The sequence below is a fragment of the Leptotrichia sp. HMT-225 genome (genome assembly GCF_030644325.1).
GTDB classification, from domain to species: Bacteria; Fusobacteriota; Fusobacteriia; order Fusobacteriales; family Leptotrichiaceae; genus Leptotrichia; species Leptotrichia massiliensis.
This window is the reverse complement of record NZ_CP130323.1, coordinates 367,087-385,050: the sequence shown is the minus strand read 5'-3', so window position 1 is coordinate 385,050 and position 17,964 is coordinate 367,087. Positions and strand designations below refer to the sequence as shown.

The following is a 17,964-nucleotide window of genomic DNA, read 5'->3' as shown; positions in this document are numbered from 1 at the left end:
AGTTTCATTGTAATCTTTTACCTACTATTCATTTCCCATTGTCCTAAAGACTATAAAGATATACGAAGAAGCAGTGTAATGAATTAACTCCTTAGAAAGGAGGTGATCCATCCGCACCTTCCGGTACGGATACCTTGTTACGACTTCACCCCAATCACTATCCACACCTTAGATGCCTTCCTCCTTACGGTTAGACCGGCAGCTTCAGGTGCAAACAACTCTCGTGGTGTGACGGGCGGTGTGTACAAGACCCGAGAACGTATTCACCGCAGCATTGCTGATCTGCGATTACTAGCGATTCCAGCTTCATGAAGTCGAGTTGCAGACTTCAATCCGAACTTGGACCGGCTTTAAAGATTCGCTTGGCGTTGCCGCTTTGCAGCTCTCTGTACCGGCCATTGTAGCACGTGTGTAGCCCAGATCATAAGGGGCATGATGACTTGACGTCATCCCCACCTTCCTCCTGCTCTTCGCAGGCAGTCTCGCTAGAGTCCCCAACTTAATGATGGTAACTAACGATAGGGGTTGCGCTCGTTGCGGGACTTAACCCAACATCTCACGACACGAGCTGTCGACAGCCATGCACCACCTGTCTCTACGTTCCCGAAGGCACTGCCTGTTCTCACAGGCATTCGTAGGATGTCAAGATCTGGTAAGGTTCCTCGCGTTGCGTCGAATTAAACCACATGCTCCACCGCTTGTGCGGGTCCCCGTCAATTCCTTTGAGTTTCAGCCTTGCGGCCGTACTCCCCAGGCGGATTACTTATCGCATTTGCTTCGGCACGGACACTCTTCATGCCCACACCCAGTAATCATCGTTTACAGCTAGGACTACCAGGGTATCTAATCCTGTTCGCTCCCCTAGCTTTCGCACTTCAGCGTCAGTTGCCGTCCAGTGAACTATCTTCATCATCGGCATTCCTGCACATATCTACGAATTTCACCTCTACTCGTGCAGTTCCGTCCACCTCTCCAGCACTCTAGCCAAACAGTTTCCAGGGCAGGCTTGCGGTTGAGCCGCAAGTTTTCACCCCAGACTTGTCTGGCCGCCTAGATGCCCTTTATGCCCAATAATTCCGGATAACGCTTGCGACATACGTATTACCGCGGCTGCTGGCACGTATTTAGCCGTCGCTTCTTCTGCAGGTACCGTCACTTTCTTCTTCCCTGCTGAAAGCACTTTACAATCCGAAAACCTTCTTCGTGCACACAGAATTGCTGGATCAGGGTTGCCCCCATTGTCCAATATTCCCCACTGCTGCCTCCCGTAGGAGTAAGGGCCGTATCTCAGTCCCCTTGTGGCCGTTCACCCTCTCAGGCCGGCTACCTATCATCGCCTTGGTGAGCCGTTACCTCACCAACAAGCTAATAGGACGCAAAGCTCTCCTGCAGCATCTCTTTTCATTGCCAGGCACATGCGTGCCGGCAATTGTATCAGGTGTTATCAGTCGTTTCCGTCTGTTATCCCTGTCTGCAGGGCAAGTTCTTTACGCGTTACTCACCCGTCCGCCTTGGCTAGGCTGTGCAAGCACAGATTTGCCAAAGACTTGCATGTGTTAAGCATTCTGTCAGCGTTCATCCTGAGCCAGGATCAAACTCTTCATTCAATATATTTTACATATATTTAAATTTCACCTTTATCTTGACGAGAATCTTGTTTTACAACAAGAGCTCTTGACTATTATTTATCTTTTACACATTATTGCTTCTTCTATTCTTATCTCAATTGTCCTGCGACACGATTTCGTATCGACAAGATATATATTATCATAACTGAATTTATTTGTCAACTACTTTTTTTCAAAAAATTTGTGTTTTTGAATATTTTTATTCGTAGTCTATTTTTTATTTCTTAGAAAGTGCTTTAAAATTCAATTTTGATTTGTATTCTGTGAAATATTTTATTAGAAAAATCTGAAAACTTAAAATTTCTATTATTATCTATATAGTAAAACTTCTCTAATTTTACACTAAAAAGTTATAATTATTTTGCTCATTCTTTAAATTTATATAATTTTTAGTAGTTTAATTTAAAATAGATTTGAGTATATTTTTTTATTAATTAAAAATGCATAATAGTTTTTATTTTCAATGAATTGTTAAAATTTTATTATTTTGATAGTTGTTAAATAAGCTTTTTAGATATATAGTAAATAGATTTTAAAATTGGAATTATGCATTGTATCTTTTATTTTAATATTTTTTAATTTTCTTTGCTTCAAAATTAAGTGCACAATAAAAAGGAATTTTTCCAATTAATATAACTTGAAAATAATTCCTTTTATAAATTAATATTTTAATTGCGAGTAAACTTCATAACCTTTAAGAAAATCTCTACCTCCTAAATCAGACAATTCTATCATAAAAGCTAATTCATATACTTCTGCTTCTAGTTTTTCTACCAGCTGAGCCATAGCTTTGGCTGTTCCTCCTGTAGCTAGCAAATCATCCACTATTAATATTTTTGAACCTTTTCCAAAGGCATCCTTGTGAATTTCAATGCTATTTTTTCCGTATTCTAATGAATATTCTACACTTTCCACTTCTGCTGGTAATTTTCCAGGTTTTCTTGCAGGAACAAAACCTGCTCCAATATTATAAGCTATTGCAGCTCCGAAAATAAAGCCTCTTGCGTCAGCTCCTACCACATAGTCTATTCCTTTATCTTTATATCTGTCTGTGAAATCTTTTATAACAATTTCTAATCCTTCTTTATCTTTTAATGCTGTTGTAATATCTCTAAAAATTACTCCTTTTTCAGGAAAATCCTTTACTGAACGGATTAATTTTTCTATTTTTTCTTTTTCTTCTATTTTCATTTTCTCTTTTTCCTCTTTTCTAAAATTAATAGCGATATATTTATTATTAGACAAATCTAAAAATATTATCACATTTTACCTGTTTAAAATTCAATCGCTCCACGTTATCCTAATTTTTAGGATTTAAATGTTTGATTAAGCTTTTTTTGTAATAAACTAACTAATATTTACAATCTTTAGTCATTCCATAAACTTCCTAAATAAGTTTCTATTTTTTGGGCGTTCATTAATTTTAACAAATTTTCTTTAATGTCTGGATAAATTATCATCGTTTGTAACTCCTCTTTTGTTACAAATTTTAAATCTGTGAGAATAGCTTCTTCCCCTAATTTAATAACATCATTATTCTTGTTAATTCGGTGTATTTTAAAAAATAAATTTAAAATGTGGCGTTCTTTATTAGGAAATATTGTTTCTGAAAGAAATAAAAATTCATCGACTTCTATGTCCATATTTGTTTCTTCCTTGTATTCTCGTATTAAAGCTTCTTTTGCAGTTTCACCCCAGTCGTTTCCTCCACCAGGAATAAGCCAATATTTTTTATTATTTTTATAATGCTGAATTAATAGAATTTTATTATCTTCTATGAGAATGCCTGCCACACGTATTCGTGGTCTGATTTCTTCCATTTTCTCTCCTTATTTTTCTTTTTCTTCTTCCTGCTCAATAATAATCGCCCTTACTCTTTCGACACGCTTATTATCCATATCTGTAACTTTTAATATAAAATTTTTATCCTTTACCTGATCAAAAACATCGGCAACTTTCCCTAATTTATCTTGGATATATCCTGAAATAGTATCATATTCCTCAGACAAGGGAATTTCTATTTCCAATTTATCGTTTACTTCTTCAATAGGTGTATCTCCTTTTATATCAAATATTTTTTCACGAATTTGCTGAATATTTTCTTCTTCCTGATCAAATTCATCTCTTATTTCTCCCACAATTTCCTCCAGCAAGTCTTCAATCGTTACAATTCCCTGTGTTCCACCATATTCGTCAATAACTATTGCCATATGAAGCTGCTTTAACTTAAATTCTTCTAGCAGCTCAATCAACGATTTTGTAATCGGAACAAAGTAGGCTTCTTTCATGAAATCCTTTATTGGAGGGTTTTCTCCAGTTTGCTTATCATAACGTAGTAAATCTTTCATATGAACTGTTCCTACAATTTTATCAATTGTTTCAGTGTAAATAGGAATACGTGTGAAACCTTGATCCAGAATTTCATTCCATATATCGTCAATCTTGCTTTCTGCTTCAAGTGCAAACACATCTCTTCGAGGTGTAAGTATTTCTTTGACTGTTGTTTCAGAAAATTCAAAAATACTGGTAATCATCTCCTCTTCGCCTTCTTCAAACACACCGCTTTCTGTCCCGGCCTTTAAAAATGTCAAAATTTCATCTTCTGTTATTTCAAACATTTGATCTTTTACTTTTATCTTAAATAATCCGACAATAAACCTTGAAATATATATAAATAGCCTTATTAATGGTTTTAGTGCAATTCGCAATGCATTTAATGGAATTATTAAAGTTTTGGAAACACCGTAAATATTATTTCTGGCTATTAATCTTGGAATCATTTCAGAAAATAAAAGAATAGAAATAATTAACACAAAAAACGAAATTCCGATATAAAGATTGTCTTTATATAGTTTTTTTATTAAATAAGTTCCTGAAAAAACCATAGATGAATATGTGATTGTTTTTATAAATAACAATGTCGTAAGTAATTCATTTGGATTTTCAAGCCAAAATTTTAATAATTCACTTTCTTTCGTTTTCTCCTTTTCCTTTGAATCACTTTTCAAATGAATTTGCTTTAACGATGATAATGCTGATTCAGCCGCAGATAGAAACGATGTAAGAAACAACAAAACCAATAATAGAATAACATCTAACAAAATCCTCTTCTCTTCCAAATTTATCCCTTCTTTATTTTTCAAATTTATAAATTTAAACTTAAATATTTAATTTTATTCAATAATCATCAATGTTTGTCCTTTTTTTATACCATCTTTATCTTTTACCAATATTTTTTTCACTTTTCCTGAAACTGTTGATTTTACTTCATTCATAAGTTTCATTGCTTCAACAATACAAAGTGTTTGTCCTTCTGTTACAGAATCTCCTTCCTTTACGAATGGACCAGCCGTTGGAGATGGTGAGGCATAAAAAGTTCCAACCATTGGGGAAGTAATTTTTGTTCCTGAAATTTCTTCAGGAGTGGCTACTGTTTCAACTGATACAGCTACTTCCTGCGTTTCTGCTTCTTGTTGAACATTTGCCGCTACAGGTTGGGCCATTGTACTGCTAAAAATAACATTTCTTTCTTTTCTTTTTTTTGTTAATGAAACTTCAAAATTGTTATCCTCGTACTTTACTGACTCAATTTTATTTTCATTCATACTTTCAGCTAATTTTTCAATAAATTTAATTTTATCTCTCATTAGTTTTTCTCTCTTTCTTTTTATTTAATAATTTTATTATTTATCTATTTTTTTGTTTATAAGATTTGAATGTATTTTTTATTAACATTGCTATTGTCATTGGACCAACACCGCCAGGAACTGGGGTTATAAATGAGGCTTTTTTAGAAACTTCCTCAAAGTCCACATCCCCACACAATTTTCCATCCACACGATTTATTCCAACATCGATTACAACAACATCTTCTTTTACATCTATTGCCTTTATCAATTTTGGAGAACCTGCAGCTGCTACAACTACATCAGCTTTTTGTAACTTTTCAGACAGATTTTTTGTTTTTGAATTACATACCTGAACTGTTGCACGTTTTTTTATAAGTAAAAGTGTCATTGGTTTTCCTACGATATTGCTTTGTCCAATTACAAGGACATCTTTTCCTTCCAGATCAATGTTGTATTCCTCAAACATGTGAACTACTCCAGCTGGTGTGCAAGGTAAAAATCCTGTTTCATCTCCAATCATCATTTTTCCAATATTTGTTGTGTGAAACCCATCCACATCCTTTTCGGCTGAAATTGCATTTATAATTTTCAATCCGTCAATATGTTTTGGAATCGGTAATTGTACCAAAATTCCATCTATATTGCTATTATTATTCAATTTTTCAATTTCCAAAAGTAAATTTTCTTCTGTAATATTTTCATCAAGCCTAATTGTTTCAGAATGAAATCCTACTTTTTCACATGCTCTTATTTTATTTCTTACATAAATTTGCGAAGCGGGATTTTCTCCTACTATAATTACTGCAAGTCCAGCTTTTCTTCCAACTTTTTTTTCCAGCTCACTATGCTCCTTTTCAATTTCTTTCAAAACCTTTTCTGAAAGTGCCTTTCCGTCAATTATAGTCATAGCTTTTACCACTAAGTCAGTTCTAGCAGTATCTCCTTTCATTTTTCTATTTTTTAATTTGTATTATTTAGTCTCCAAAAATTTAATTCCTGTAATTTTGCAGAAATATCCATATCTACAACTCTCACTTTCTCATTTAGTTCCAATTTGTAAGTAGTCATATTAAGTATCGCACAAATTCCATTTTTTACAAGCCCTTCCGCCGAGATTTGTGCCTGCTCCTTTACAACTGCCAAAATAGCTGTGTCTATCTTTATATTAAACTCTTTTTTCATATTTTTTATAAATTCATCAACATTTTGTATATCCTGAACGATTAAATTATTAGCAGTCGTTTTTCCAATTTTATTCTTATCCTTATCAAATATTCCAACAATTTTAAATCCTTCACCTAGAACATCAAGATTTGAGGAAATCATTTCTCCCATTTTACCATGTCCTACAATTATAACATGATTAATTTTATCAATTCCTAGAATTTTTGTAATAATTTCTATCAAATTATCAATATCATAGCCTTTTCCTCGGACACCAAACTCGCCAAATGTAGATAAATCCTTACGTACCTGAGCAGAAGTGGTGTTCATAATTTTAGCAAGCTCGATTGAATTTATTTCATTATCCTGTTTTCTAGCTTCTTTTAGAATAGATAAATATTCTGTCAATCTTTGTACAACTCTTTCAGAAATTTCCATTTTTTTTAACTTCATATTTCCTCCTATGAAAATTAGAAAATTATAGCCTAGCCTTCTATTCTTATTTTGAACTAGAATTGCTATACAATAATTTTTCTCCAATTACCATTTTACGTCCATTAATAATATCTACTCCCTTTTGAAGTTTTTTCCCTTCAAATTTTGCCTCCAAAATCAATATTCCCCCATTTGCAACTTTTACAACAGGCCCTTTTTTATTGATAATTTCAACAATTGTACCATTTTCTATTTCATCTTCATATTTTTTTTCAATTTTTTCACTTTTGTAAATTTTTATGTTTTCACCTTTTTCGTTGGAAGTATGTGCCGATGGAAATGGGTTTAATCCTCGAATCTGATTGTAAATAACTTCTTTTGTGTTATTCCAGTCGATTTTTGCCTGCTCCTTTGTAATTGGCTTTACTAAAGTGGCTTTGCTATCATCCTGCTTTTCTGCCTGAACTTCTCCATTTTCAATCAGTTTCAATGCTTTTTCAAGTCCAGCTGCTCCCAAATCCTTCAATTTATCATGCAGAGTCCCAAGCGTATCATCTTCTGTAATTTCACAATATTCCTTTAAAATCACATCTCCAGAATCTAGCCCTTCCTCAATATACATTATGCTTACACCTGTTTCTGTATCTCCGTTTAAAATAGCAGAATGAATAGGCGAAGCTCCTCTATATTTCGGTAAAAGTGAAGAATGCACATTTATTATCCCGTATTTTGGAATATCAATTATTTCTTTTGGCAAAATTTTCCCATAAGCCACAACCACGATTAAATCAGGATTTATTTCCTTAATTTTGTTTATAACCTCTTCATCCTTCATTTTTTTTGGCTGAATAATTTCAACATCATTGTCAATTCCAAACTGCTTTACGGGAGAAAATATAATTTTATTTCCTCTGGCATTTATTTTATCCTCTTTTGTAAAAATAAGCTGTAAATCCGTATTTTTAAATACAACTTCCAGACTTGGTGTTGCAAATTCTGGCGTTCCCATAAATATTGTCTTCATTTAATTTCTCACTTTCCTGACTTTATTAGTCCAAGTCTCTGTAAATTCTGCCTTTTGCAAAATCTTTCTTTAGAACATCTAATTTTTTAGCAACTAATCTTTTATTCATAACCGAAAGTTTATCTGTAAACAGGATTCCTTCTATGTGATCAAATTCGTGCTGAAATGCCCTAGCCCACATTTCATCGAGTTCTTCAATGACTTCTTTCCCATTTTCATTCAAATATTTCACTTTAATTTTTGCAGGACGGTTTACTTTCTTAAAAACTCCAGGAATGCTCAAGCATCCTTCCTCCATATCTGCAATTTCTTCAGAAAACTCCAAAATTTCTGGATTAATAACTTTTTTTACAACTCCTTCGTGTTCCAGCACAAAAAATCTTTTGGCAATATCCACCTGATTTGCAGCAAGTCCCACTCCATTGGCTTTTCTCATAAGAGCAACCATTTCATCTAAAATTTCTCTTATATTATCATCAACTACGTCAACTTTTTCTGATTTTTCACGTAAAGTTGGGTGTCCGTATAAAACTATTTTCATTTTTATTTTTTCTCTCCTTATTAAACTCATTATTGTACATTTTATTTTATCATATTATTTGATAAATTTTAATACAAAACATCAATTAATTTTTTATTTATTATTCCTCAATTTTCTTAAATCCCAATTTTGTTTCCGACACAAGCACTGCAAAAAGCACCAGTCCAGCCCCAACTGCCACTCTTAGTGATAATCTTTCACTTAGTATAAAAAATGCAAAAAGTGGAGCAAAAAGCGATTCTGTTGACATTAGTATCGAAGCTCTTGTTGAAGTTGTATATTTTTGGCAGAATGTCTGTAATACTGTTGGTATGGCTGTTGAGAAGATTGTTAAATAAATTATTGCAATTAACATCATTCCAGCAGGCTTTTGAATTTTGCTCGTATCTGAAAAGATAAAAATATTTATCACAAACAATATTCCCGCTACAAACATCTGCATAATGACAAGTTTTAAAGGTTCAACTTTTTTGCTGAAATATCCATTCGTAGCAATTTGCCCTGCAAAAAATATCGCACTTATAATTGTCAAAATATCACCAAAATTAAGATTTGCAAGATTCATCTTCCTGTCAAAACTTATCACAGCAACTCCCATTACACAAATAACCGAAGCCAAAAATGCAAAAATATCAGGGCGCTTTTTGTGCAAAAACCAAAAAATATAAGGCACAATTATAACGTTAATTGATGTAAAGAAGGCATTTTTACTAGCAGTCGTGAGCATTGCCCCATAAGTTTGAAAGGCATATCCAAAAAACTGAAAAATTCCAACAATTACTCCAGCCAAAATATCCTTTTTCGTAAATCTACCAACTTTCCTAAAAAAAATTCCGTAAAGAATAATCCCTCCAACAAGAAATCTAACTGCTGACAAATAGAACGGATCAATTCCTGTATTCAGCCCAATCTTCACAAACACAAATCCAAGTCCCCAAAATATTCCCACAAAAAGCAGTCCAAAATCTGCTAAATACTGTTTCACAAAACTTCTCCTTATCATTTTGAAATTTTTCCAAAAATAAATTAGTAATATTAAATAAATCTAACTTATATTAAACACTGTTTAAAAATAATTTTACAATTCATTTTATTACTTTGTTTCATCGCTAAAAAACTTCTTATAAATATCCATTTTCAAAAATTCATTTTCTATTTTCCCATCATTCTTTTTCAAATATTCCATTACAAAATCACGTACAAATTTGATTTCCTTCACATTTTTTACAATGTCCGTAAAAAGCATATCAGATACTCCACTTTGCCTTGTTCCTAAAATTTCTCCTGAATTACGTAACTTTAAATCTTCTTCTGCAATTTTAAATCCATCTGTTGTTTCTTCCATAACTTCCAGTCTTTTTACTGAAATTTCATTTGTTGTTTCGGATTCTAAAAAGCAGTAGGACTGGTATTTTCCACGGCCAACTCTTCCACGTAGCTGATGAAGTGAAGAAAGTCCAAATCTTTGAGCATCACGGATTACCATAATTGAGGCATTTGGAACGTTTACTCCAACTTCGATTACTGTTGTGGAAACAAGAATATCAAGTTCGTGATTTTTAAACTGTTCCATAACTGTCTGCTTTTCCTTGTAAGTTTGCCGTCCGTGCATAAGTCCGATTTTTCTATTTGGAAAAATTGAAATGTATTCTTCGTATGTTTCCTGTGCTGATTTTACATTCAGGCTCTCACTTTCCTCAATTAATGGCGACACTATGTACACTTGCCGTCCATCTTTCATTTTCTTTTCCATAAAGTTATACATTTTTTGTCTGTCAATTTCATTTTGTATCCATTTTGTCTTAATCGGACTTCTTCCAGCAGGCAACTCATCAATAATTGACACGTCCAAATCTCCATAAATTGTAAGTGCAAGCGAACGTGGAATCGGAGTGGCACTCATAACAATTAAATTGGCAAGATTTCCCTTATCACGTAAAAGTTTTCGCTGTGTTACCCCAAACCTGTGCTGTTCATCAATTACAATCAGCCCAAGATTTTTGAAAATCACATTGTCCTCAATTAGAGAATGTGTTCCGATTACTATGTCAACAAGTCCTTCTTTTATCTCGTTCAGTAATTTTTCCTTTTTCTTTCCCTTCACACTTCCAGTCAAAAGTTCCACTCGTATGTCAAGATTCATAAATTCATCTACAATTCCCAGATAATGCTGTGTGGCAAGAATTTCTGTCGGTGCCATAATTACGCCTTGATAATTATTTTCAACCATATAAAGAAGCATTATGAACGAAACTATAGTCTTTCCAGAACCAACGTCCCCCTGAATCAGCCTATTTACAATCTTTCCAGCCTTTAATTCAGAATAAATCTCCTTTATTACACGCTTCTGTGCTTTTGTCAAATCATAATCCAAACCCTTTATAAATTTGCTCACAAGACTTTTATTGTCCTCAAGTTTGTAAAGATTCTTATTTGCCTTGTCAACACTAAAACGATTTTGCAAAATCCCCATTTCCAGAAGCAAAATTTCCTCCAGCATAAATCTTTTTCGTGCTTTGCTCTGCTTTTCCTCATTTTCTGGAAAATGAATATTTAAAACTGCCTCTTTTCTTCCAAGCAGTTTCTCCTTCTGCAAAAATTCCTTTGGTAAATTTTCCTGCAACAAATATCCGTAATCCATTAGGGCATTTTCCATAACTTTTCTGATTGCCTGCTGTCTAAGCGATTCTGTAGACGGATAAATGGGTAATATCTGTTTTTGTTTCTGCATATCAAAACTAGCCTGCTTGATTTTTTTATACTCAGGATTCACAAGCTGAAATTTTACAGTCTTTCTCACTTTCCCATAAACTGTAATCTCATCGCCAATATGAATCCCGTTTTTCACAAACCTGTTATTAAACCACACAAGCTCAACCATTCCGCTATCATCACTCAAAACTGCCCTAAACATAGTTCTTCCAGCTTTTATATACTGATTAGCCACATTCACAACTGTTCCTTGCAAAATCACAAATTCATCTGCCAAAATTTCTCCTATTTTCTTATGATTACTCCTGTTTTCATAAGCTCTCGGGAAAAAATAAAGCAAATCATAAAGTGTAAAAACTCCCAATTTTCTGAATTTTAGAATATTTGTTTTTGTAACTCCTTTTATTTTCAAATTTTCTAAATTTTCATAAAGCAAGTTATATGTTTTCATAGCCATTTCCGCCTTATTTTAACGTCTCCAAACAAAAAACAATTAATAAATAAAATAATTTTTATGTTTGAATTTTAATAATATTTTTCAATGTTTGTGTTTTTTATTACTGTTTCTTCTATATCATTACTAATAATACCACAATTTATGGAAATTTTCCATATTTTGAAAAATAAATAAAAAATTCAAATTAGATATGTTGTTATTTCTTCACTTCTTTCAAAAAAATTTGTAATTGCAAAAAAAATAATATTATATTATAATGGATGTGTATGTTTATTTAACATTAATAAAAAATCGAGATTTTATAATATTTTTTGAGAAAGGAAAATAATGGAAAAACAGTATTTTGAAAGTTTTGATAATAAAAAAATTCCTTATTTATTTTTTGAATCAAAAAGAGAAAAATATAAAAACAATGTTGTGATATTTCACGGAATGATGGAGCCTGTCGATAGATATACTGAATTTGGGGAATTTTTAGCTTCAAATGGATACAATGTGTTTGTTATGGAAATTCGAGGACATGGTGAATTGAAAGAGGATGAAATTGGAGATTTTGGAAAAAACGGAATAAAAGCTGTCTTTAAAGATATTGATAACTTTTTTGAAAAGATTTTAAGCAAAGTTGGAGCAACTCCAAGTAATACAACAATTTTGGGACATAGCATGGGTACCCTTATTGGAATGCAGTGGGGAATAAAAAATAAATACAAATACTTCATTTTATCAGCTTTCCCTTTAAAAAATCAATTATCAGCCGTTGGTGGAAACCTTGCCACTCTTTTGGAAAGAATTATTTTTAGAAAAATTTCTGCATTTAACAAAATTTTTGAAAAATGGAATTCAGCATTTGAGCCAAATACAACTAAATTTGACTGGTTAACAAGAGATGAAACTGAAAATAAAAAATATGAAGATGACGAACTTTGTGGTTATCCTGTCACACCAAAGTTTTTTTCTGGAATTTTTTCTATGATGGGATTTATCAACAGAAATTACAAAAAATTAGATAATCATGCAAAAATACTCGCCATTTATGGAACTGAGGACAGAGTAGTTGATATTCCATATATTAGTAAAATTTTTAATACATTAAGAAAGAAAAAAAGAAGAATAAATATTCTTGAAAACAAAAACGGGCGACATGAATCGCTTAATGAAACAAATAAGCACGAAATTTATGATGAAATTTTAAAGTGGCTAAATGCAAAAGATTTTTAATTTATACCAAAAAATTTAAAAAATTTACAAAAAATAATAAATTTTTATCAAAAAGTATGATATAATTAAGAAAGTTAATTTTAATAGGAGGAAAAATGGGAGCATTTGATTTTGTAAAAATATTTAGAGTAAATAAAAGTATCTCAATAGATTTGGGAACTGCAAACATATTGATTTATGATAAACAAAGAAAAAAAATAGTCTTAAACGAGCCATCTGTGGTTGCAAGAGATAGAAAAACTGGAAAATTAATTGCAGTTGGAAGAGAAGCTAGAGAAATGTTAGGAAAAACTCCTGACAGCATTCAAGCTATCAAACCTTTACAAGATGGAGTTATTGCCGACATCGATTCAACAAAGGAAATGATTACATACTTCATCCACAAAATTTATGGAAATTCATTATTCAAACCAGAAGTTATGATCTGTGTACCAATTGAAGTAACAAGTGTGGAAAGAAAAGCATTGTTTGATGCAGTAAAAGGTGCTAAAAAGACATATATTATTGAAGAAGGAAGAGCCGCTATTATCGGTTCAGGCGTAAATATTTCACAACCTGAAGGAAGTATGGTAATTGATATAGGTGGAGGTTCTACTGACATTGCAATTCTTTCTCTTGATGAAATTATTGCAAGTAAATCAATCAGAATTGCTGGAAATAAATTTGATGAAGATATCGTAAAATATGTAAAAAGAAAATACAACTTGTTAATTGGAGACAGAACTGCTGAAAAAATTAAAAAAGAAATGGCAACAGCAATAAAGCTACAGTCGCCTGAAGTTATGGAAATAAAAGGTAGAGACTTGGAATCTGGTATTCCTAACACAGTAGAAATTAATGCAAATGAAATTTACGAAGCAATTGAAGATTCTTTATTCCAAATTGTAAACTCTACAAAAGAAGTTCTTGAAAAATGCCCACCTGAATTAGCAGCCGACATTTTAGATAATGGAATTGTAATGACTGGTGGAGGTTCATTGATCCAAAACTTTGTTGACATGATGGAAAAAGAAGTTGGAATCAAAGTGTTCTTATCTCCAAACCCATTGGACTCAGTAGTTTTAGGTGGAGGAGCCGCATTTGATAACAAAAAATTATTAAGAACTCTTCAAATGAAAGAAAATTAATATTTGTTGTTGATTAAAAAAAGAGAAAATGAGAAAAAATGAAATTACAGGAAATAACAGAAAAATTTAAGAACGAAATAAATCAAGATAAAATAAGTGCAAGTTACCTCTTTTACAGTGATAAAAGAGTTGACTTGCTTTCTTATGCACTAATGTTTTCAAAAATGGTTATGACAAAGAATGTACAGAATGACGCTGAAAAAGACAAAATAGAACGGCTTATTAATAATTTCCAGCATCCTGATATTGAAATAATAAATAAAAATAATGAAAACATAAAAATTGACGAAGTGCGGGAAATCATCTATTCGTCAATAGAATCTTCATTTAACTCGCCAAAAAAAATATTTATTCTATGTGGAATCGAAAACTTACGAAAAGAATCTTCAAACGCACTTTTAAAAATTTTAGAAGAGCCCCCACAAAATGTATATTTTATTTTATTATCAAGAACATTAAATATCATTTCCACAATAAAATCCCGTACAATCAAATTTTATCTATCTGGAATGAACAACGAGGAACTGGGAATCAGCAAGGAAATCTACTATTTCTTTGATGGAAATGAAAACGATATTTTAGAATTTAAAAGGCAAAATCTCTCACTTGAGGATATTCAATTTAAAATTAATACAGTGGAAGATATTTTACAAATTATTTTTGAAATGAAAAATTACACAACTGGAGAACTGGCTATAAAAAATAATCTATATTTGACGATAAAATATAATAAAAGTATTGAATTGTTATCACAGCGAATACGTTTCTGGGATATCAAAAATGTATATTTTTTTATAAACGAAATCGAAAGTGAACTAAAAAAGGAAAAGGAATTTCTGATAAATTTCCTTTCAAAAATTATTATAACTGTAAAACATTCTGTCGAAGCAGAAGATTTGAAAAAATTGATAAATTTGAAAAACAGTATTAGAAGCAATGTAAATGTAAAAAGTGTTATTTTTAACTTTTTTGATATTTTACAAAATTCTTGAAAAAGAAGAAATTAACACTATTTCGCATTTAAAGAGCAAAAATCAAAAATTCATGAAATTAAAATCATTTTTTACATATGCTATTATACAATCTATGTAAATATTAAAATATCCTTTAATTAAATTTTATCATTAAGTATCCAACTTAAAGACTTTTATAATTTTATTTATAAGTATTATGATTTATAATAGTTTTTTATATTTTTTTATTCAATTTTTTTAACGTAAGGGCATCAGACGCCATGCCCTTACAACCCCCGCTTAACGCAAAACTTTCTTAATAAAGAAATTTTGCTTATTTAATATTTTCCAAATGCAAAAGCCTAGAATTTAAATATAATAATCTTTATAATTTAATATAGAATGTCGTGATTTTTTTGGAATGAAAACGACTAAACACATTTATGTGTTTCTTTCGTCAAAACCTTTATAGCAAATATATTTTATAGAGTTGTTCTAATATTTATTTGCGAAAGCGAGTGTTAGCGAGTTTCGTTTTCGTAGTAATTCAGGTTTATCCAAATAATAAATGTTTTGACTACTTTCCCAAATAAAATTTGGGAATATTTCAAAAAAATGCTTAGACGAGCCAGGGTTAGTGCGTAGCACTTTCGCTATTCTCTTTAATATGCCATTAGTTAAATATGTTAAAATAACTATTATTGCGAAATGAGGGGAAATGGCGACTGATTTCCCTTGCTTTATGAAAAGAAAAAACATAAGATTGTGAAAAAATATTTATTAATAATAAACAGTTTTTCATAATCTAAATAAAAATCCTTTATATGGATACTTAAAAATTAAATTTAATTTTTTTAATAAAACTATCGAATTACTTATTGTAAAATTTTATTTCTATTATTTAAATGAGGTTTAGTATAATAAAGATAAAATGGGAAATAAACTGTGTAGTCAGAATATCTCCCATTTTTTTATAACATTTAAATAGCAGAAATCAGTTAAAATAATTTTTTAAAAGATTTAGAGAAAATATTATAAATTTAATTTTTATCTTTTACTATCGGAACCCAAAGTTCCATTTCATAGTCAGAATTATACATATCTCCTTCACTATAAACTTCAAAATCAGCTGTTCCAGCGTGTCTATAACCTTGTTCTGGAAAAAATGTCCCTGTCACATATTTCCACCCTTCATGAATACAATTTGGAACAATTCCTTTCAATTTCACCACAGCATATTCAGCTTCAGGGACTTCAAGAATACTTAGTCCTAAATCTGCTGCCTTGTCAATATTTTGAGCATCATATCCAGCCATATAGCTTACTGTATACTTGCTTTCAGAATTTTCTTTTTCATTTTTTTCGATTTCGTAACATGCTCCATAACTTTGTCCATTTCCTAAGCTTTCCAATTTTTTTTCAGATACTTTTTTAAAAAGTTTGTCCCAAACATTAGGAAAATCGCCACCTTCTTCAATTCTTTCTGTCAAGCCTGCAACTTTAAAAGCCGATTTTTTCATAATTTTGATGTCCATGTTTTTTCCTCCTTTAACGCTTAAAGATAATCTTATAGGAGAAAAAATTTGAAACTCACTTCCTTTTCTGACTTCCTTTGGCGTGTGCCCATGGAATTTTTTGAATGCCAAGGAAAATGAATCTTGAGATTCATAGCCGTATTTAAAGGCTATTTCTATTATTTTTTCATCGCTTTCACGTAAATCTATCGCGGCGCAGCTTAACTTTCTAAAGCGAATATACTCGCTTAACGGATAATCCACCATAATTGAGAACATTCTGCTAAACAGCGGATACGAATATCCAGAAAGCAATGCAAACTTTCTCTCGTCAATTCTGTCAGTCATGGTCTCTTCGATATATTTCATCGTTTCATTAAATGCCTTAATCATATATTTTCCCTCCTTACACTAAAAGTATATATGATTTTTCGACTTTTTTCCCGATAATTCCTGTACAAATTTTATAGTTTTAAAATTCAAAAAACTCCTCAATCATAGTTTTCAGCCCATGCTCCACATTTGATGTTGAAATAAATTTAGCTATTTCCTTAATTTCAGGAATAGCATTTTCCACAGCCACAGGCATTCCCACGTACTCCAGCAATGGCTTATCGTTGGCACTGTCACCAACTGCAATCATTTCTTCAGGCTTTATATTTTCAATTTCTCCCAATTTTTTCAATGTTTTTCCTTTATCCACATTTTTGTTGGCAATTTCTAGGAAGATTGGTTTTGAGATGGCGATAAAATAATCGTTTCCGTGAACTTTATTCATATGTTCCTGAGCAATCAATACTTCTTCAGGCTTTCCAATAATCATACATTTTGTAGTTTTATCAATTCCTTTTTTCTCCAAGTCTTCAAGTGTATCGAATTTTTGAAATTTCATCTTGCATTGATCGGCTTCATACATTACTCCATCTGTCGCTTCAGTTCCATAAATTGTATCTCCAACGTATAAAATCATCGGAACATTTATTTCCTTTGAAACTTTATAAACGTTTTCAATATCCTTTTTTCCAAGCCCTTCGTGAAAAATCACTTCGTTTGTCTTCATATCAATTAATTCGCCACCATTAAATGCCAGCACATATCCTTCGTATTTATCCATTTGAAGCTCTTTTGCATATTCAAGCATCGCATAACTTGGTCTTCCACTCGCAAGTACAAATTTAACGCCTTTTTCCTTCTGAACTTTAATAATCGCTTCAACATTTTCCTTTGTTATCCCATGCTCCTCATCTAGCAATGTTCCATCCATATCAGTTGCAATTAATTTGTAATTCATAAAATCCTCTCACTTTCTTTATTTATAATAATTTTATTCAAATTTTTTTCCGTAGTTGCTCAGTTCGTCGACAATCTTATCATTGTGTTATTTTCATCATATTTTCCCCAAAATGAAAAACTGGCACTTTATATCGATGTTATACTTGATATTATACAGGAAATAATGTGGAATGTCTATATAAGTAGAAATTTCTTAAAAAACTAAATTAAAACGTAACTTCTTAATATTCTTACATAAGGTATTGATTTTTAAATTTTTTTGAAGTAAA

General features: G+C 31.6%; 15 protein-coding genes and 1 rRNA gene. 3 read left to right on the top strand and 13 right to left on the bottom strand.

The annotated features are described in order from the left end of the window. Positions 1-95 precede the first annotated feature (95 nt). The 11 genes from QU666_RS01900 to recG form a co-directional block, all read right to left on the bottom strand. A 16S ribosomal RNA gene (locus tag QU666_RS01900) occupies positions 96-1,607 on the bottom strand. A gap of 681 nt (positions 1,608-2,288) precedes the next feature. Then, a complete protein-coding gene (locus QU666_RS01895) occupies positions 2,289-2,819 on the bottom strand; it encodes an adenine phosphoribosyltransferase (RefSeq protein WP_036070020.1) in 531 nt (176 codons plus the stop codon). Positions 2,820-2,995: 176 nt separating this feature from the next. After that, positions 2,996-3,448, bottom strand: coding sequence for an NUDIX hydrolase (locus QU666_RS01890; protein WP_021768489.1), 453 nt, complete (start codon positions 3,446-3,448; stop codon positions 2,996-2,998). 9 nt (positions 3,449-3,457) lie between these two features. Continuing rightward, on the bottom strand, positions 3,458-4,708 hold the full coding sequence (locus QU666_RS01885; RefSeq protein WP_304984855.1) for a hemolysin family protein: 1,251 nt from the start codon (positions 4,706-4,708) through the stop codon (positions 3,458-3,460). Positions 4,709-4,801: 93 nt separating this feature from the next. Continuing rightward, positions 4,802-5,275 (bottom strand): acetyl-CoA carboxylase biotin carboxyl carrier protein, encoded by a 474-nt coding sequence (gene accB, locus QU666_RS01880; protein WP_021768487.1) that lies wholly within the window; start codon positions 5,273-5,275, stop codon positions 4,802-4,804. Between the two features lie 40 nt (positions 5,276-5,315). Beyond that, complete coding sequence (gene folD, locus QU666_RS01875; RefSeq protein ID WP_021768486.1) at positions 5,316-6,206, bottom strand: bifunctional methylenetetrahydrofolate dehydrogenase/methenyltetrahydrofolate cyclohydrolase FolD; 891 nt, start codon at positions 6,204-6,206, stop codon at positions 5,316-5,318. A gap of 11 nt (positions 6,207-6,217) precedes the next feature. Next, on the bottom strand, positions 6,218-6,874 hold the full coding sequence (locus QU666_RS01870; RefSeq protein ID WP_036070016.1) for a redox-sensing transcriptional repressor Rex: 657 nt from the start codon (positions 6,872-6,874) through the stop codon (positions 6,218-6,220). A 46-nt stretch (positions 6,875-6,920) separates the two neighbouring features. Continuing rightward, a complete protein-coding gene (fmt, locus tag QU666_RS01865; protein ID WP_021768484.1) occupies positions 6,921-7,880 on the bottom strand; it encodes a methionyl-tRNA formyltransferase in 960 nt (319 codons plus the stop codon). A gap of 25 nt (positions 7,881-7,905) precedes the next feature. Beyond that, complete coding sequence (gene def, locus QU666_RS01860) at positions 7,906-8,421, bottom strand: peptide deformylase (RefSeq protein ID WP_036070014.1); 516 nt, start codon at positions 8,419-8,421, stop codon at positions 7,906-7,908. A 100-nt stretch (positions 8,422-8,521) separates the two neighbouring features. After that, positions 8,522-9,406, bottom strand: a complete 885-nt coding sequence (locus QU666_RS01855) for a DMT family transporter (RefSeq protein ID WP_036070013.1) — start codon at positions 9,404-9,406, stop codon at positions 8,522-8,524. Positions 9,407-9,514: 108 nt separating this feature from the next. Continuing rightward, complete coding sequence (recG, locus tag QU666_RS01850) at positions 9,515-11,584, bottom strand: ATP-dependent DNA helicase RecG (RefSeq protein ID WP_084410111.1); 2,070 nt, start codon at positions 11,582-11,584, stop codon at positions 9,515-9,517. A 333-nt stretch (positions 11,585-11,917) separates the two neighbouring features. Between recG and QU666_RS01845 the strand changes: the two genes are divergently transcribed. From QU666_RS01845 to QU666_RS01835, 3 genes are all read left to right on the top strand, one after another. Further along, a complete protein-coding gene (locus QU666_RS01845; RefSeq protein ID WP_021768480.1) occupies positions 11,918-12,808 on the top strand; it encodes an alpha/beta fold hydrolase in 891 nt (296 codons plus the stop codon). A gap of 95 nt (positions 12,809-12,903) precedes the next feature. Next, entirely contained in the window at positions 12,904-13,935 is a 1,032-nt protein-coding gene (locus tag QU666_RS01840) for a rod shape-determining protein (RefSeq protein WP_021768479.1), read from the top strand. Between the two features lie 38 nt (positions 13,936-13,973). Continuing rightward, positions 13,974-14,927: a hypothetical protein gene (locus QU666_RS01835; RefSeq protein ID WP_021768478.1), complete on the top strand. Its 954-nt coding sequence runs from the start codon at positions 13,974-13,976 to the stop codon at positions 14,925-14,927. A 1,001-nt stretch (positions 14,928-15,928) separates the two neighbouring features. Here QU666_RS01835 and QU666_RS01830 read toward each other — a convergent pair. Next, positions 15,929-16,795: an AraC family transcriptional regulator gene (locus QU666_RS01830; protein ID WP_021769777.1), complete on the bottom strand. Its 867-nt coding sequence runs from the start codon at positions 16,793-16,795 to the stop codon at positions 15,929-15,931. A 79-nt stretch (positions 16,796-16,874) separates the two neighbouring features. Next, on the bottom strand, positions 16,875-17,693 hold the full coding sequence (locus QU666_RS01825) for a Cof-type HAD-IIB family hydrolase (protein WP_021769778.1): 819 nt from the start codon (positions 17,691-17,693) through the stop codon (positions 16,875-16,877). Positions 17,694-17,964: the final 271 nt, after the last annotated feature.

What these genes read in the sequence shown, in the direction of transcription:
- QU666_RS01895 (WP_036070020.1), bottom strand. Translation starts at nt 2,819, where the DNA reads ATGAAAATAGAAGAAAAAGAAAAAATAGAAAAATTAATCCGTTCAGTA.
- QU666_RS01890 (WP_021768489.1), bottom strand. Translation starts at nt 3,448, where the DNA reads ATGGAAGAAATCAGACCACGAATACGTGTGGCAGGCATTCTCATAGAA.
- accB (WP_021768487.1), bottom strand. Translation starts at nt 5,275, where the DNA reads ATGAGAGATAAAATTAAATTTATTGAAAAATTAGCTGAAAGTATGAAT.
- folD (WP_021768486.1), bottom strand. Translation starts at nt 6,206, where the DNA reads ATGAAAGGAGATACTGCTAGAACTGACTTAGTGGTAAAAGCTATGACT.
- QU666_RS01870 (WP_036070016.1), bottom strand. Translation starts at nt 6,874, where the DNA reads ATGAAGTTAAAAAAAATGGAAATTTCTGAAAGAGTTGTACAAAGATTG.
- fmt (WP_021768484.1), bottom strand. Translation starts at nt 7,880, where the DNA reads ATGAAGACAATATTTATGGGAACGCCAGAATTTGCAACACCAAGTCTG.
- def (WP_036070014.1), bottom strand. Translation starts at nt 8,421, where the DNA reads ATGAAAATAGTTTTATACGGACACCCAACTTTACGTGAAAAATCAGAA.
- recG (WP_084410111.1), bottom strand. Translation starts at nt 11,584, where the DNA reads ATGAAAACATATAACTTGCTTTATGAAAATTTAGAAAATTTGAAAATA.
- QU666_RS01845 (WP_021768480.1), top strand. Translation starts at nt 11,918, where the DNA reads ATGGAAAAACAGTATTTTGAAAGTTTTGATAATAAAAAAATTCCTTAT.
- QU666_RS01840 (WP_021768479.1), top strand. Translation starts at nt 12,904, where the DNA reads ATGGGAGCATTTGATTTTGTAAAAATATTTAGAGTAAATAAAAGTATC.
- QU666_RS01835 (WP_021768478.1), top strand. Translation starts at nt 13,974, where the DNA reads ATGAAATTACAGGAAATAACAGAAAAATTTAAGAACGAAATAAATCAA.
- QU666_RS01830 (WP_021769777.1), bottom strand. Translation starts at nt 16,795, where the DNA reads ATGATTAAGGCATTTAATGAAACGATGAAATATATCGAAGAGACCATG.
- QU666_RS01825 (WP_021769778.1), bottom strand. Translation starts at nt 17,693, where the DNA reads ATGAATTACAAATTAATTGCAACTGATATGGATGGAACATTGCTAGAT.